The organism is Candidatus Hodarchaeum mangrovi (assembly GCF_975850365.1).
Genome location: NZ_CDLCQJ010000096.1, coordinates 1 through 17,475, shown reverse-complemented (window position 1 = coordinate 17,475; position 17,475 = coordinate 1). Strand labels below are relative to the sequence as shown.

General features: G+C 33.1%; 15 protein-coding genes. 6 read left to right on the top strand and 9 right to left on the bottom strand.

Annotation, left to right across the window (positions count from 1 at the left end):
• From ACWVCY_RS09670 to ACWVCY_RS09650, 5 genes are all read left to right on the top strand, one after another.
• On the top strand, positions 1 to 1,036 hold a 1,036-nt coding region (locus ACWVCY_RS09670), incomplete at its 5' end, for an MFS transporter (RefSeq protein ID WP_455142469.1).
• 31 nt (positions 1,037 to 1,067) lie between these two features.
• Positions 1,068 to 3,896 (top strand): glycoside hydrolase family 38 N-terminal domain-containing protein, encoded by a 2,829-nt coding sequence (locus ACWVCY_RS09665; protein WP_455142467.1) that lies wholly within the window; start codon positions 1,068 to 1,070, stop codon positions 3,894 to 3,896.
• Between the two features lie 237 nt (positions 3,897 to 4,133).
• Positions 4,134 to 6,107, top strand: a complete 1,974-nt coding sequence (locus tag ACWVCY_RS09660) for a hypothetical protein (protein WP_455142466.1) — start codon at positions 4,134 to 4,136, stop codon at positions 6,105 to 6,107.
• A 110-nt stretch (positions 6,108 to 6,217) separates the two neighbouring features.
• A complete protein-coding gene (locus tag ACWVCY_RS09655) occupies positions 6,218 to 6,874 on the top strand; it encodes a cobalamin B12-binding domain-containing protein (protein ID WP_455142464.1) in 657 nt (218 codons plus the stop codon).
• A 5-nt stretch (positions 6,875 to 6,879) separates the two neighbouring features.
• Positions 6,880 to 8,265 carry a monomethylamine:corrinoid methyltransferase gene (locus ACWVCY_RS09650; RefSeq protein WP_455142462.1) on the top strand — a complete coding sequence of 462 codons (1,386 nt, stop codon included), beginning with the start codon at positions 6,880 to 6,882 and terminating at the stop codon, positions 8,263 to 8,265.
• 35 nt (positions 8,266 to 8,300) lie between these two features.
• On the opposite strand, the gene ACWVCY_RS09645 is transcribed toward ACWVCY_RS09650, so the two are convergent.
• Positions 8,301 to 8,969, bottom strand: coding sequence for a hypothetical protein (locus tag ACWVCY_RS09645; RefSeq protein ID WP_455142461.1), 669 nt, complete (start codon positions 8,967 to 8,969; stop codon positions 8,301 to 8,303).
• 156 nt (positions 8,970 to 9,125) lie between these two features.
• Between ACWVCY_RS09645 and ACWVCY_RS09640 the strand changes: the two genes are divergently transcribed.
• A complete protein-coding gene (locus ACWVCY_RS09640; protein ID WP_455142459.1) occupies positions 9,126 to 10,403 on the top strand; it encodes an SLC13 family permease in 1,278 nt (425 codons plus the stop codon).
• On the opposite strand, the gene ACWVCY_RS09635 is transcribed toward ACWVCY_RS09640, so the two are convergent.
• The 8 genes from ACWVCY_RS09635 to ACWVCY_RS09600 all read right to left on the bottom strand — a co-directional run.
• Positions 10,400 to 11,902, bottom strand: coding sequence for a S10 family peptidase (locus ACWVCY_RS09635; protein WP_455142457.1), 1,503 nt, complete (start codon positions 11,900 to 11,902; stop codon positions 10,400 to 10,402). The genes ACWVCY_RS09640 and ACWVCY_RS09635 overlap by 4 nt on opposite strands.
• Before the next feature lie 19 nt (positions 11,903 to 11,921).
• Positions 11,922 to 13,136, bottom strand: a complete 1,215-nt coding sequence (locus ACWVCY_RS09630; RefSeq protein WP_455142456.1) for an NAD(P)/FAD-dependent oxidoreductase — start codon at positions 13,134 to 13,136, stop codon at positions 11,922 to 11,924.
• 322 nt (positions 13,137 to 13,458) lie between these two features.
• Positions 13,459 to 13,974, bottom strand: coding sequence for a hypothetical protein (locus ACWVCY_RS09625; RefSeq protein WP_455142454.1), 516 nt, complete (start codon positions 13,972 to 13,974; stop codon positions 13,459 to 13,461).
• A gap of 25 nt (positions 13,975 to 13,999) precedes the next feature.
• Positions 14,000 to 14,827, bottom strand: coding sequence for a hypothetical protein (locus tag ACWVCY_RS09620; protein WP_455142452.1), 828 nt, complete (start codon positions 14,825 to 14,827; stop codon positions 14,000 to 14,002).
• A 321-nt stretch (positions 14,828 to 15,148) separates the two neighbouring features.
• Positions 15,149 to 15,634 carry a methylated-DNA--[protein]-cysteine S-methyltransferase gene (locus ACWVCY_RS09615; RefSeq protein ID WP_455142450.1) on the bottom strand — a complete coding sequence of 162 codons (486 nt, stop codon included), beginning with the start codon at positions 15,632 to 15,634 and terminating at the stop codon, positions 15,149 to 15,151.
• Positions 15,627 to 16,217 carry an Ada metal-binding domain-containing protein gene (locus ACWVCY_RS09610; protein ID WP_455142449.1) on the bottom strand — a complete coding sequence of 197 codons (591 nt, stop codon included), beginning with the start codon at positions 16,215 to 16,217 and terminating at the stop codon, positions 15,627 to 15,629. The genes ACWVCY_RS09615 and ACWVCY_RS09610 overlap by 8 nt, the downstream gene beginning before the upstream one ends.
• 155 nt (positions 16,218 to 16,372) lie before the next feature.
• Entirely contained in the window at positions 16,373 to 16,834 is a 462-nt protein-coding gene (locus ACWVCY_RS09605) for a hypothetical protein (protein ID WP_455142447.1), read from the bottom strand.
• Positions 16,835 to 17,083: 249 nt separating this feature from the next.
• Positions 17,084 to 17,475 (bottom strand): methyltransferase family protein (locus tag ACWVCY_RS09600; protein ID WP_455142445.1); only part of this gene is annotated, 392 nt, incomplete at its 5' end.

Below are 17,475 nucleotides of genomic sequence, written 5' to 3'. Positions count from 1 at the left end.
GGATAATTCTCTTTCTATTTTCTTACATGCTTTAGTGATGTTATTTCTATTTGATCTAGGATTCACATTCGCAATTTCAGCTTGGGTTGCTCTCTATACCGAGATGTATCAGAGTGAGCAGGAAAGAGCCTCTGTCGTTGCTTTAAAAGATACTATAGCTTTTTCATCCTCAATGATTGGGGTGATTTTTCCACCATTAATTGCAGCTAATTTAGGTTGGGAAATTATGGGCATAATTTTTGGTCTAATTACAGTAATAACAATGTATCTTTCACTTTTAGGGACGAAAGAGCGCCCTGAGTATCAAATTGATGACCCACTTCCCATTATGACTGCAATTAAGTCCATTTTCAAGAATAAACCGTTTATCTGGATCTCTTTGACCTATGCAATGATAGATTTTAGTTTTGGTTTAACCATGCTCGTTTTTCCACTTTATGCCCGATTTACTCTCCATTTAGAAGAAGAAATGATAAGCTTAGCCATGGTGGGGATTGTTATAGGAATCCTTGCAAGTATCCTCTTTTGGAAACGCACGTATTCCCAGAAAGGACCAAAAGAAGGATTAATGCTCGCAATGGCTATTTATGCAGTTGGTATTCTTCCCTTTTTCCTTGTACGTGATATTATTCAAATGATTGTTGTCTCTTTGATACCTGGATTCGGAGTTGGAGGAATGTTAATGACCGAACCTGCTATTTCAGCAGCTATAGATTATGATGAAATTCAGACTGGTAAAAGACAGGAAGGAGCATATTCAGGTATCTTGACCTTCATTGCACGGTTGAGTATTGTGTTAACAGGAATTGTATTAGTAATTATTCAGCTCTTTACAGGATTTCAAACAGGAAGTGAAATTCAGCCTGAAACTGCACAGGTAGGACTGTCACTATTAGTCTCTATAATTCCCAGTGTAGGGATCTTTATTGGCCTATTATTCATTAAACTATATCCTTTAGATTTCAGACGATTTAAAGAGCAACAAATAGAATTAAAGAAACTACATGAAAAAAGAATAGAATTCTTAGAGCTCTAAATCTTATTTCTAAGATTAATAGGGTGATTGTATGAATCAGAAATCTGAATCCCAAGTCTATACTGAAAAGAAAGTGTTCATTATTCCGCATACTCATTGGGATCGTGAATGGTATCTATCTTTCCAACAATTTCGTCATAAATTAGTAAAATTAGTAGATAATTTATTAGAAATCTTGGAAACTGAAGAATATTATTTTACCTTTGATGGTCAAACTATTATTATAGATGATTACTTGGAAATCCGTCCTGAGAATAAAATACAACTAATGAACCATATCAGAAATGGAAAAATTTCTGTAGGACCGTGGTATGTCCTTCCTGATGTTTGGTTAGCGAATCAAGAAAGTTTAATCCGCAACTTGGAATATAGTCAACAGATAGCTGATAAATATCAAATAGAGCAAATGAAAATCGGATATTTACCAGATACTTTTGGATTCTCTAATGTAATCCCCCAATTAATTGGAGATCTAACTGATTTCAAAGCTATAATTGTATGGCGAGGGGTTCCACCCGAAATAAAGACTGTTCCCTTTTTATGGCGAAGTAATCCATTATCTGAAAAACCAGTATTCACTAATTATCTACCATTTGGATATGGTAATGCTGCATTACTTCCAGAGAATGTAAAAGAATTAGAACTTGAACTAAAATCATTAGTAACTCAATTAGAACCTTTCTCGCCATTACCAATCTATCTCTTACTTCATGGTACCGATCACAAATTTCCTTCACCCTTTTTATGTAATACTCTGCCAAACATAAAAATACAAAATATGTCCTTTCAATTATCCCTTCTTGGTAATTATATTGATACTCTTCTAAATATGATTAAAAAATCAAATTTTACACCTCCCGAATATATTGGTGAATTAAGATCTGCAGCTCGTGCTCATATTTTAGCAGATACCTATTCAACCAGAATGTGGATTAAACAATGGAATCAAAGAATTGAGGACCTTCTTACTCATTATACTGAACCTTTAAGCTTCTATAATTGGTTTTACTTCAAGAAAGAGTATCCATATTCGTTTTTAGAAGAAGCGTGGAAATGGCATTTACAGAATCAAGCACATGACTCAATCTGTGGATGTTCTATTGACCAAACGCATGAAGAAATGAAATTTCGATATTCCTGGGCTCAAACCATTGCAGAAACCGTGATAGAAGATAATCTAAATTTTTTGGAAGAACAGGCGATAATATCAGGGGAAGACTCCATTATTGTATACAATCCTACAAATTGTTCTGATCTTCCGCTTCTTGTTGAATTTGCTGCTTCTGGAAAAAAAAATTATCACAGTATTATATCTTCAAATGGAGAGAGGTATAATTTACAAACCTTTCAAGATTCTCGTGAAAAACTTTGGGAAATGACTGTTGGATCTTTAAAATTACGCGCATTGATGAGATTGTTACCTGGAAGAAAAATAATGACCTTTTATATTAATGAGCTATCATTTCTTGATAGTTCCAATCCCAAGATTTGTGAAGCTCGTTTAATTGTTGGAGAGAAACCTCTTGGAGATTTTAACATTGATCAAATGAAAGATAGCATTCTTTCACGTATACAAAGTGGAAAATATAGTCATTTTCACGTTATCGTTACAAAAGAGACGAAGACGAATTATATTACTCTTATTCCGTTACAAGCTTGGAGTTTTTCACAGCTAAAACTTATTGCAGATGATAATAATCCTGATAATAAAACCTTGATACAAATTTCCAAGGATAAGGTCTTTCACCCCTCCTATGAAGTATCATTTCAGAAGGATGGATCATTCAGTTTATTTGATAAAGAATTGAACCTTCAATTCAGAAAATTACATTTCTTTGAAGATTGGGGCGATCGAGGAGATGAATATACATTTGGAAGAATCGGCCCAGAATCTGTAAGAATTTCAGCAGTGAAAAGAGAAGTGATACTCAAAGGACCTATCGTTTATGAGATTCAACAATCTTTGACTCTAAACCTCTTTCAAGAGGTTGATTCTTCTCGTGAAAAAAGAATTGGATCAGTAAAAATTCCTGTGACCAGTAAATTTAAATTTTATAATGATATTAAACGAATAGATATACAAACAACATTGATAAATAATGCCAAAGATCATCGCCTTAGAATTTGTTTTGATTTACCTTTTAATACTCAACACACCCATACATCTACTCACTTTGGAACTATTGAACGTTTTGCTAGCCCAACTGGAGATGAAAGTTATTTAGAAGCCCCATCTGGCATACAACCACAAAAACGATTTATTAGGATTAATGATCCTAATAGTGAAGCTGCTTTCACTTTAATGAATTGGGGCCTTCCAGAAGTAGAATTAGTTAATGAGTCTGTTTTAGCGATGACATTACTTCGCTCCATCGGCTGGCTGGCTCAATCAAACTTCCCTGAAAGACCTGAATTAGCTGGTCCAGCTATTCCCACCCCTAATGCCCAAGAATTACATAAAGAATATGTATTTTTATATAGTATTCTAAGTCATACAAATCAGGAACCAATTTCTAAGAGTGCAGACCATTCAGAAGCATTTTCATTATTATCTAAAGTCATATATTTAGAAAAGAGATTAATACCTAAAAAACTTTTTCAACCTCTGCTTAAAATCTCTGATCCCAGAATAAGGATTTCTTCACTCCGTGTACGGAAGAGTAGTATATTAGTAACTTTATATAATCTCTATGAAGAAGAAATTATAGTTACAATTGAATGTGAAAGTAAAATCACAAGTATAAGTCAAATCCTCATAAATAGTTCTCTAAAAGAAAACCCTCTTAATGTACACCGTATATTGAAATTAAAATTTCATCCTAATGAGATTAAACTGATTTCACTTGAATTTAAAGAATAATTTATTTAATCTTCTTTACAATCTTCAGATTGATTCCAAATAGGATAATATATTCTTCTAAGAGTTTTCTGAATGATGAGATGTAATGATAGGAAAATTCAGGGATTTTTAAGGATAAAACAGAATGTTAATCTAAATTTAAGGCTTCTTAATAAAATTTTTAAAGATTAAATATTCTACTAAGCTCAGTTAAAATTACTCGAAGTGGAGAAACTGACAGGGAAAAAAGAATTCATAATGATTTTTCTCATAATCCTATTCTTAAATATTTGTCAGCTCTCTACGGACGATCCTTCTTTCTATAAAACTAATGAAAAATCTGATTCTTTTTCTACAAATTTAACTATTCTTTCATCTCCTAGGCTTACGGGTAATGTTATTGAAGTTCCTGAGGATATAGACTCAGATGGAGATTATGATTTTCTAATTCTATCAATTGAGGTTGAAATTAGTGGTAATATTTATCAAGAGGAGATAATTGGAATCTTTGCTCAAGTTTTTACAACAGTAGTATATGAAAGCAGGTTTTGTTATGACCTTGGGATAGGAATGAGTTGGGTGGATGTAAAAATCCCTGCACAAATATTGCATGAACAAGGTATTAATCAATCTTACTCTATTAGAGTCTCATTACGTGATGGTAACTATGATATTTGTGATGAATTTATCTATACTACAGAATTTTACTCGTGGGAGGAATGGGATCCTTTTGATATCAAACTTACTGGGAGATATTTTCATGAATGCGAGGATCTAGATGCAAATGGAAAATTTGATTCTGTGTTGTTTAAATTTGAAGTCTGTGTTTATGAGGTTGAATTAATTGAGATCACAGTGAGTTTTAAGGCATTTCTTGGCACTGACACATATATTATTAAGACATGGGACTACTCTTATTCTGATTATTTAGATTTAGGTTTTCAAAATATAACTTTTACATTGAAGAATACTTTTGTTTGGACTTTACCAGCTGAAGCAGGTGTTTTTATTGATAATATTCAGATTTATTCTAAAATAGATGATTATTATTTTGATCAAAACATTCCTAACATTCATTATAATCTTCCATTCGTGTATGAATATGATCCTCCTCAGGTTTGGGTTGTGAAAATTACTAATGATTTTGGAGTGGATCTTAATAATGACGGGTTTTTTGAGGTATGGAGAGTAAATTTCAAGGTTAATGTCACTAAAAACAGCTTCTCCTTTAATTTATATGCTCAACTCACAGAGAGAGACCCTTTTATTTATATTACAGCTAGCTCGGTTTCTAAATCAAACCTTTCAAGAGGTTATCATACTATTTCTCTTGAATTTGATGGAAGAGCTCTCTACAAATCCAAATTCATTCAGAGTTGTGCTATTAGGTACTATTCAATCCGAGAGTTAAGCACTGGAGAATTGATTGAAGAAAGTAATCAAAGACTAAATCTCAAAAGTAGCTACTCATGGATTCGTTTTTCCGAAACGCCTTGTAGAATGAAGATCGATAAGATCTCAAAATGTAATGAATCCTATCTTGTGAATAATAAATTGGAATTAATTGTGGAACTTAAAAAACTCTATAGTCAGAATATTGAACGTGGGTATCTAGTTGCATGTATCAATAGTCCTATTAATAAGAATACTATATTCGTCAAATTCTTTGATTTGAATTGTTTTCATACAGGATCAGAATTTGAAAAATGGAAATCTTCCTTTTACCTTGATTATCTTGGTTATTGGAATATTACACTAAAAATGTTTGGATCTCACAATGCATTTGAAACTAAAGTTATTTCTTTCGATGTTGAAGGTTCTCTTATAATCAATCACACGCTTTCCAACTTCTTAATAACGCTAGGAAACCCACTGACTGTTACAGCAGTTACAACCAGCTATCATACAGAATTAATTAATTTTCAGCTATATGATCAAACTGAAAATTATTTCTTTCCTTTTGAACTTTATGAAACCAATGATGAATTCTCAACTTGGAAATTAACATATTATCCATCTATTCCTGCAAATCATTCATACACACTGATAGGGGAAGATACGTTAGGACAGAAATTTTTTTTGACTGATAATTTCATGGTAGAAGAATCTAATACCTATTTTACTGTACAATCTAAAGAATCACCCATAGAAGCTAATCTCTTCTCTCGAATAGCTCTTTTTAGCATTATACTTCTTCTTATCCTAGTATTGAAGCTCAAAGAAAAGAAATAGAGAAAATGTTAATTTGTGATTATAGATCAGATATTAAAATTAACTATTCATTCCTTCGAAATTAAAACGCAGGCTAATATAGGCAAAATATGCTACATTAGGTGATTAAATTGGCAATCGAGCAGCTTTACGAAGCATTAAAAAATTCAATAGAAGAATTTAAACCAGAAGAGGCCAAGCAGGTAACTAAAAAACTTTTGGAAGCCCAAATTGACCCCCTAAAAGTGTTAGACGATGTTTTAAACCCAACAATGGAGGAAATAGGAGAAAAATTCGATAGGATGGATATCTTTCTACCTGCACTCATGGGTGCCGCAGAAGCAATGCGGGCTGCCACCTCTGTCTTAACGGAACATATAAAGAAGAGTACTATAACACCGACCGAAGTTAAGGGGAAAGTTGTATTAGGAACAGTGTCTGGTGACATACATGAAATCGGGAAAAATATAGTTAAGATTATGCTAGAAGTTTCAGGTTTCGAAGTCCTAGATTTAGGAAAAGATGTTCCTTCACTCAAATTTATTGAAAAAGCTGAAGAAGTAAATGCAGATGTAATAGCTCTATCAGCACTCATGACAACTACAATGCATTCTCAAAGAGAAGTGATTGAACTATTAGAAGCCTTAGGAAAACGAAATAAATATCTGGTTATAATTGGGGGGAATCCAACCACTGATAACTGGCGGAAAGAGATAGGAGCTGATGGATGGGCTGAAACTGCAGTTGGAGCAGCAAAGCTTGTTGTAAAAATGATTCAGGAAAGGTGAGACAAATGGGAACCCCTCCTTGGCGAATCAATGAAGTATTGGACAGAGCACAAAATGGACCTATCTGTTTAGAAAAGGATTTTGATTTTAAGTTTTTAGTCCCTGAACTCCAAAGAGTTATTAAAGAATATGATATTTGTTTTGATCCGTTAACTCCTATCCCTTCTGATGATACACTTGCAGATAATCTTTGGAAAGCTGCTTTGGACTTTTATCTTACTGTAGGAACTCTTTGTACTGATACTTATCGTAGAATTAAATTTACAGAGAATGAAATAAAAGAAGCATTAGGAAATTTCCCTGGAAAGTATATCTTGGGTTTTGGACGCGACGCAAGGGAAATCACAAGTAGAAAAGTCGAAGATACACGAAGGCCTTTTTGCCTTTTTTCACCAGATATTACATGTGACGAAGATTTATTTATTCCCATGAGTATGGCATATTTACAGGAACCCTTAGCTGATGGGGTTTGTGCTCCAATTCTTGATGAGATTGAGGGTATGCCAATACGTTCTGGTTCACCAACCGAAGTTAAAGGATCTGTCGCCCATGCAATGATGTTTCGAGAAGCAGCAAGACGAGTTGGTCGTCCAGGGATTTTTCTTAAAAGTGTTGGAACTGCAGAATCTGCTGCTGCTCAAATTGCGGCCAGTAATCCTGAATGGGGAGAAAGATTAACTGATGGACGATTTGTAGCTAGTATTTCAGAACTAAAGGTGAATAATTCTCTATTGAATAAAATGGTACATTTTCATACTTATGGTTGTTTTGTAGGAGCATTAATGGGTCCGATTCTAGGAGGATATTCTGGGGGACCTGAAGGAACGGCGATTGTGGGACTTGCTTATCATTTACAAGGATTACTCGTAAATCAGGCCCACTTTTTAAATTATTTTCCATTTCATTTGAAACATACATGTAATACCATGAGAGAGCTTCTTTGGGTTATTTCTATGACTTATCAATCTTTAGCTCGGAATAGTAACCTAATTTCCCTTTCAAATGGATTTACTGCAGCAGGACCGTGTACCCCTATGGTATTAAGAGAGGCTGCAGCTCATGCACTTGTAAGTGTTGTCTCTGGTTCAAATCTTTGGGAAATAGCTGTAGCAAAGAACAGACATAAGAATTATGCCACACCCATGGAAGCTAGAATGGCCTGTGAAGTTGGTTGCGGTGCTGCTAAAGAAAGAATTACAAGAAACGATGCAAATGAAATAACTTTAACACTTTTAAAATCTTATGAAAAAGATATAGAAACAGCTCCACTTGGAAAAAGTTTCCGTGAATGTTATGATATACGAAAGGTTAAACCTTCTCCAGATTATACCGAGCTCTTCAATACAATTCGCAACGAACTTATAGATTTAGGTGTTCCATTCATATATTAATTTACCTCACTTCCCACATTTACTTGCTCTGGCCGTTATTTCATTCGATAAGAACATTGAACTGTTTTACAGTATATACATCGATTTTCCCATCGGGATTGTCTAATATTCTCAGCTATATTTATTGCAAATGAAATTGACTTGATTGGAACCATTAAATAGCCACTAGTCAGGTGAACTTCAATTTTATGAGCAGGAAGTAATTTAAAAATTAATTCCTGATCTCTTAAATCCCAATTACAATAACCGGGACTATAACGTCTCGAACACTCAAATGGAGATCTTTTTGTTAATTTATGTATCTCAGAATCTACTATATCAGCGAGATATTCAACCCCCGCAGAACCAATTGCATCCAATATGACTCCATCTAAATATTTGCCTAAAACCATCAAATTATTAACTTCTTCAGGTAGAGCTTTACCTAAAGTTACAATTACTAATGCTACTTTTTTAACTTCTTCGAAACATTCGCGAGCGGGGAGGTCTGATCGATTAAAAATACTATATATGGATTTTGGTTGAAATAAAAATTGAGCTTTTTGTTTTAATTTATCCAACCGACTGAAAAATTCCTTCTTACTAGCTTTCCCCGCTAAAAGAGGGGATCCATTCCTTTTAGTAAGATAATTAAGTATATCTTGATCTTGTATATTGCATAATTGATAGATTTTTTGATAATACATCGTTTGGACATGTTCCATCTAGACTGATTAAACTTGCATGATCGAAAGACAATGTAAAAAACAGTGAGGAAATTCCTAACTAGTCTAATATAAAGCAATTTATAAATTTTAGTGAAATATTACCCTAAGAGAGTTTTTAATTTATTTAAAAAAATTTTTAGAAGAGTAAATTAGATGTTAGAAGACCTTCTAGAATCATTTATTCCACTTTTCCTTTTGATTTGTGTTAATCTAGCAGTTATATTCCGCAGGATTGGAAAACTGAAAGTTCCTGCATGGACTGCCTTTATGATTGCTGCGCTAATCTTAATTCTGCTTCAACCAGGCGCTTATGAAAGGGCTGTCATAGTTATCGGAAAACAGGTTCATGTTTTAATCTTCCTTTTTGGAATGTTTGTCTTGGTCACTGCTTTAGATATTAGCGGATCCTTGGAGGAACGGGGAAAATCACTCCTCTTAAAAGGAAAATCACCTAAAGGATTACTACTTTTAATCCATTTCGGTTTAGGTCTCGCTGCAAGCTTACTTGTGAACGACACAGTGGCAATTATTGGTCCCATCTTATTAATTGCCTTTACAAAGCAGGTACGTAAATACCCAAAGCCGTATATCCTAGCAATCTGTTATGCATTAACTTTTGGGTCAGCATTATTACCAACAGGGAATCCTCAAAATTATATTCTAGCTATTGCAGGAGGTATTAGCTTTTTAGAATTTGGGATTTGGGCTCTTTTCCCTACCTTTTTTTCTCTCTTTGGAAGTTATGTCCTCTTAAAGTATCTGCTTAAATCTGAGTTCAACGAAATTAAATTTCCTATTATCCCAGCCATTGCAGAAAAACATGAATTAGAATCTTTACAAAGACCTTCAGAAGGTTTTTTTGTGGTTCTAATAATTGGTTTAATTCTCTCCTCCTTTATTACTCAAATTTCAATTACTCTAATAATTCTTCTTATTACAGGGATTTTCTTATTTATTGTAAATGAAAGAGACCAAATACTAGAGAAACTCAATTGGGAGGTCATCCTCTTTTTCATGGGTATGTTTGTAGTCTTAGATGCTGTTGTGTCTTCCAATCTCTTTGTAAATACTATTTCCCCTTTTCTCAATCAATTAGAATTCAATTTTACAAGCTTTGTAATCTTTATACTAATTATATTTCTTCTTTGTCAGGTATTATCAAATGTTCCAGTAGCCATTCTCATTACAGGAATACTACCTGGAACTCCGTTAGATCACCCCATATTTTGGATGACCGCAGCTTTAACTACTACATTTGCGGGAGCAACTACTGTTATAGGAGCAGCTAGCAATATTATTGTCATTGATACAGCAGCTGAACGTGGTGTTGAAATTACCTGGTGGGACTTCACGAAGTTTGGTATCCCAATCTCAATTCTGAGTCTAATTCCAATTCTTATGATTGGATTATTATTTTTTATTTTGGGTTAATCTAATCTTGAACTAGGAAAAATGAGGGCATTTTCAATAAATAGTGCTAAATCCTTTCTTAACTTTGCCAGAGATGGAGGGTGGAGATACATCATATGACCTGCTTCATAATATGCCATTATGATATTTTTTCGCAATCCCGAATCCAATCCAAGATGATTAAACGTATATTTGGTTGCCAAAAAAGGTGTTGCAAGATCGTAATATCCATTTCCTACAAAGACCTTTAAAAATGGGTTCTTACTCATCGCATCCCTTAGAGTTTCTGCTACATTCAAATACTGATTATGATAATCTTCATATTTCCAAGTTTTATAGATTGGACTAAGTATTTCATAAGGCAAATCATTTTGATAATTTAACTCTGTAAATACGTAATGATTGAAGGTTGCAGTGTATGGACCTTGTATCGCTGAATAACTTGGATCATATTCAGGTTCTGCATTACTGTCATCTTTTTCAATACCTAAATATCTAGTATCTAATCTACCTACTGTTCGATGTTTCTTCCGCAATAGTTCTTTACAAAACTTATAGATATTGATTCTAAGATTTACTCCTGCTATATATTCACGGGATAAACCCGTTAAGTCTGCTAATCTTTCAAGTATTTGTACTCGTTCTTCTTTGGGTATAGTATCTCCTTTCATTAATGCTAATGTATATTCTTTTAAAGTAAATGAAGTAACTTCCTCTATTGTTTTTTGTAAGTCCTTCTGTCTTTCAGGAGATAATAATTTATGGTACCAAGCAGTTGCAGTATAAGTTGGTAAAAATAGGATGTATGGAAGATCATTCCCTGGATTGAAACGAGCTGTTTGGAAGTTTAAAATAGAAGAAATAAGCATAATCCCATTTAAAAACATACCTAGATCATCTTGTAGGACCCCTGATAGACCAGCTGCGCGTGTAGTTCCATAGCTCTCTCCAATTAAAAATTTTGGTGAAGCCCAGCGTTTTGAACGAGAAGTAAATAGTCGAATGAACTCTGCAACAGATTTCAGGTCTTTCTTATATTCATGAAATTGTGTGTTCTTTTCTCCTGGTACAGCCCGTGAAAAACCAGTACTGACTGGATCAATGAAGACCAAGTCTGTTAAATCTAATAGCGAATAATTATTATCTATAAGTCTATATGGAGGATTGACTGGTTTATCATTTGCTTCAGCAATAACTCTTCTAGGTCCTAATACTCCTAAATGCAACCATACAGATGAGGATCCAGGACCTCCATTGAAAGAAAAGGTAATTGGTCGTTTCGAAATATCAGAAATACCATCTCTTATATAGGCAATATAAAAGATAGATGCTTTGGGTTTTGGTTCCTTTCCTTCTTCCTCTTCCTTAATAAGAAGAGTACCAACTTGAGCGGTGTAATCGATTTCCTGTCCATCGATTATTACTCTATGAGTAGTTGTAACCAATTCCTCTTTAGGAATTTTTGGTTTTTCTGTATCCTCTTTTTTCTCTTTGGAATTGCTTTTTTCATCGTCAGTCATTATTCTCAGGGCCTCGTTATCATTCTTCCAAATTTAATTCGTTTTTAACTACTTCCCATTTTTCATGATGAATTATTAACGTTTTGATCTGGTGAACATTTATTTTGGATCCAATAAGGATTGCTCCTTGAATTTTACCCTCTTTAAAGAATAATTTTTGATAAATCCTTTGTTGAAAGTCACGAATGATCCCCTTCTCCTCAATTCCAGGTCCTAGTTCAATATCGCCAATCGAAGTAAGATCTATTCCAGCAATCTTAAGGGTTGTCCAAGGAAGCGTTCCCGTATATGGTACCCTCGTTCCTAAAATGTTTATTGCAACAATCTTAGCTTGATCGACTGCAGTGGGAATAATACCAAATTTTGAACCAGGAAAAGAGTCAATATTCACAGCATCCCCTGCTGCATAAACATCAGGAATATTTGTTTGCATAAAAGGATTGACAACAATTGCATATTCTCCAATAGTAATTCCTGCATCTCTGGGGAGAGTATTATCATTCCGAACACCAGTAGCATTACAGAGAAAATCACATTCGTGAGTCCATAATCCTGAATGATCCCGTAGTTCGATTTTCACTTCCTCATCATTCTTTCGGATTATCTGCTCACTTATTGTATTGAATATAAAACTTGTATCAAAGGTTTTATCAAGTAAACGATTTAAAAATTGACCCCCTTCAGGGTCTAATTGCTTTCTTAGAAGATATGGAGACCTATCAATTATGGTTGGTTGGATATCTATGTCAGATAATGTCTTTGCTAACTCTACGGACAAAAGACCTCCACCTAGAATCGTGGCTTTTCCCGTAGTACTCCTTTCTGCTTTTTCTCGAATAGCGAGAGCATCATCAATATTTCTTAAACAATATAGAGGACCATCACGAATACCTGGAATCGGAGGAATAAATGGTTTTGACCCAGTGGCTATCAAAAGTTTATCATATTTTAATTCTGACTGGTCTGCGCATATAATTGATTTTTTTTGACAACGAATTTTAATAACACAATGACCAAGAAGGAGGTTAATGTTATTTTTATCATACCAATTTTCGGGGTATCTAAAAATTTGAGAGGGACTTTTACCCAAAATTATCTTATAAATTGATGGACGAGGATAAGGGGGAAAGCGATCCTCACTCACCATAGTGATGTCAATCTCATCTGAATTTTGCCGCATAATACTGGCAGCATTTATTCCTGCATGGCCAGTTCCGATGATAATGACATGCACTTATTCATCACCTTGTTATCTAGAGTTTTGAACCTCAAATGACCAATTATCTTGTAATTTCTAATCTTTTTTTACTAAAAAGTATTCAACTATTGATTGGGTATTGTCTTACGAAATTATTAGATTCTGGATTTTTCTAATTTCCCAATATTAAAAACTATCAAGTAAGAGACTACTTTCGAGAAACTGCTGCTAAAAAAAAGTATTACAAAAAAGTTTAATCTAGAAATAGCATAATCTAAAAATATTGATGAAGATTAATTCTTACAAGATTTATTATTAGATGTTCAAAAAACTAAATTATGAAAAATTTTTGAAATTTTTAATTATTAAAATCAATCTCTTCATCCTTACGTTGATAAAGAGAATAAAACCGTACAAACGAATAAATTGTACCTAACAGAGCGTTGGCAAATAATAGAGTAAGCATTGGTTCCCACATTTTTAATAGAAAAAATAAAAGAGCAAGTGATAAAGAAGAAGCGCTAAAAGCAAGGATAAAGGCTTCTTTAGGTAAATATTTTCCTTTTAAGACAAAAAATTCTTCATATGAACCAAGAGGGAGTAATTCTGATACTTGATATCTATTATCAGCTGTTTTTTTCACTAAATTGTAGGATTCTAATTTTTTAAGGTGGTAAGCTGCAATAGAAACACTACTAAAATTGAGTCTCTGGTATATTTCCCGAACACCAAAATCCTGATCTTTCCCTCTTGCAAGTAATAGATATACTTGTAAAGTTTTCCCTTTAATCTCTCTGCGTAAGTCCTCGATTTCTATATTTCCTAGTGCTATAGTTCCATCAATAGTATCTAAAACGTCTGTTTTAGTATTCACAGAGAACGCCTTTTATCTTTCTATTCTATAAATTAGTTGTATTGATATTTTTTATATGGGTTTTCACATAATCGCTGAATGTTTGATGAAATTCATTGAAGTTTTCATTAAACTCCATATAATGGGTTATTCCTGAACTAAATACTGTAAATTCATCACCATAAGCTGTCCATTCATAGGGGATATACTTAGTATATTCTAACCATCCATCCTTATGTGCATCAATAACAATGGATGTATGATTCTCAAAAGTAAGAGTAATAGATAATACCCACTGATCAGGAACAATAAAATCTGCTTTACTACCCTCCATCTCAGTATCTGGATTTTTTTCATACCCTAAAGTAGAAAAATTAATTGATGGCATTTTACTGGCATAAAAAATCAATTCACTAAACAGCATCACTTCAAACACAATATAAGTATCATGAACATATATAGGAGGATTATCTGTTGCATATGTTGTACATACATTCCATTGATTATATTGGCGTCCTGGAAAAGGAGTAATTCTCCATGTTGTACAATTATCTGGGAAATTCTCCTTTTCTGGATGAGCGGGAGAATTCCTAAAGAACCAAACAGCAACCAGAAAAGGATCTGAATAGTTAAGATATGAACTATTGAATTCCCTGTAAGCAATTTGAAGAGAATTAATTGGAAAAAGAAAACTTGAGATATTATGAAAACTAAAACTAATATCATATATTCGATCGGGGAAATCATAAATTGATTCGATAGGCTTTGGAAAAAAATAGTCCGTTAAGAGAAGTGGAGTGATAAAAATACCACCAAAAGTCAGAAAGCCGGTCAGCATAATCCCATAGAAAGTATTTTTATACATTTTACTCATTTTGCTCATCAATTATTAATGAAATTTCAAGGAATTTAATCCTATACTTAGAACAGATGATGTTCGAATATTAGTACATACAATAATTCAATAATAAACAAATAATATCAAATTATTTTTTATTTTTACAACATATCCTCAATTTAGACGGTCAAAACATTCATTAATAATGGTGATTAATGAATCAATCTTTACTTATCTTTATATTTAGGAATTTCCAATGAAGATTGAATCTTGATTTAAAATTAATTAACTAACAAAAAGAATTAGTCTTTAGAGGAATCAAGAATCTACTTATTTTTACTCTTAAAGGCTTTAAATCTAGAAATATTTATGGAGAGTATTTTTTTCATGATTCAATAGCCATTGTTTCCTCCAAATCCCACCACGGTAGCCTGTGAGCTTGCCATTACTCCCAATCACCCGATGGCAAGGGATGATTATTGGAAGTTTGTTCATAGCATTAGCATTACCGACAGCACGATTAGCCTTAGGTAAGTCAATACTTTGAGCTATCTGAGCATAGGATCGTACCTTTCCGTGTTTAATCTTACTTACTTCTTTCCAAACTTTTTTTTGAAATTCTGTACCATTAAGCTCGAATGGTACAGTAAATTCTTTTCTAGCTCCTTGAAAATATTCATTCAGCTGTGTTATACACTCAGCTATGATTGGTAACTCAGATTTTGCATTAAGATCTATCTCCTCATCATCAATATATCTTAGGCTGATTAGTACATTATTTTTACCCCTAATCTCAATGATACCAATTGGCGAATTATAATAAACCTTTTCTATCTTATTCATAAGAAAATACTCCTGGATTTACCCCAAATTCTTTAATAAACGCTTGTCTAAATCCACTACTCGATTTGAATCCAGATTGTAATCCTGCAGCTGAAGTATTCATTCCTGATTTTATCAGAGTCATTGCATAGTTTAAACGCACTTTTCTATGGTATTGAACTGGAGTTTCACGGTATATTTTTCTAAATTGCTCCCTAATTGTTGTTATTTCGACTCCTGTTATATTTTCAAATTCCTTTCGGGTCACACGCCTATTTTTTATTTTATTCAATTTGTTAACAAGATTTTTTAGCCAAGGAGGAGTTGTATCGGGAAAATCAGCAGCTTTACATCTCAAACATCCCCGATAACCTGCTTTTTCAGCCAATTCTTTTGTTTCAAATAATACAATATTGGTCGATAGAGGACGTTTAGCTTTACAAGATGGGAGACAATAAATGTGAGTCGTTTTTACTCCAAAATAAAATAGCCCATTAAAATCAGGATCACAATTATAAATAGCCTTTAATAGTTCTTGTTTATTCATTAACGAAAAATCATTCTTTTTCCTTACCTTGTCAACAGAAGAATGAGCTTTTGGCATAATTCAACCTTATTTTTGAAACCTTAAGTTTTTTATGCTGTTTTTTATGAAAGGAATTCTAAGTTTTATCTTTAGGTTGAGATTATTTCCAAGAAAAAAATAATCAAAATTTTTACCATATAGGATTTCTACTAAAATGCCTTAATTATCAATTTTTAACCCTGTAAAAAATGTAAAGATTTATAAAATTCCCATATTTTTTTAGAAAGGGTTTTTTTAGGATCATGACTTATAATATGATACTTTTGACCACAATTTTGGCATTTTATAACAGGTTTGGAAGATGTAATCTGTTTAATGATCAATCGTATCGAACAGGGTTCACAATCAACCTTAAATGGACCATTAAAATTATTCTCTTTATGACAATTTGGGCAGATAAAAACCCCCATTCCTTCAATTACAAACGAAGAGTTGCAATGATAACAATTTATTGATGTTTTAGGGCAAACATGAATAACTGAATCATCGTCCATAGCTAATTGCATTGTATTATTAATGTTTAATTCTGTAACTTTAGAAATAAACGAAGATTGTATAGAAGCTCCACAATTCCAACAATTAATTCGTATACGATCATTTTCTGATCCACAAGAAGGACATATCTTAGATTCCAAAAGATCACCATTTAAATTTTTAAAATATCAATAACAAATGACTTTGATATTTTCAGAAACATATCATCTAGTTCTAAAAAAAGTTTCCAATGAGAGGAGATTCTTCTTTATTTACTTAAAAAGATAAGAGATGCCTCATATCGGTACTTAATAGATTTGAATGGGGATGTATTGAATTTATGTAAAAAAAAATAATCTTGATTAAGAAAAAAAAGAGATTCTTAATTCTAAGGAAAATATAATTGAAGTTTAGTAAATAAAAGGGATTAACCTTTTGGTGAGTTTTATATACCCCAGATATTCTTCTCCAAAGGTTTGAATCAACAATGTCTCTTCTAATGTCATTCTTTTATTTAACCACAACACAAGAACTAACAAGAAAACAATCGAACAAATCAGACTAGAAAAAGAAAGGGAATAGCCAAGGAAAAGAAATGATGCCCCAGTATAAATAGGATGACGAATGATGTGATATGGTCCTTTGGTAATTAATTTATGATCTTTCTCAAGCCCTATTACTATTGTGCTCTCTCTACCCAGAATAATCCGACTTATACACAACAAAAGTCCTCCAATTATAATCATTAGGGTACCCAGCATCCAGAACATCCAAGTTACCTCTGGGGGAAGCAGTATTTTTT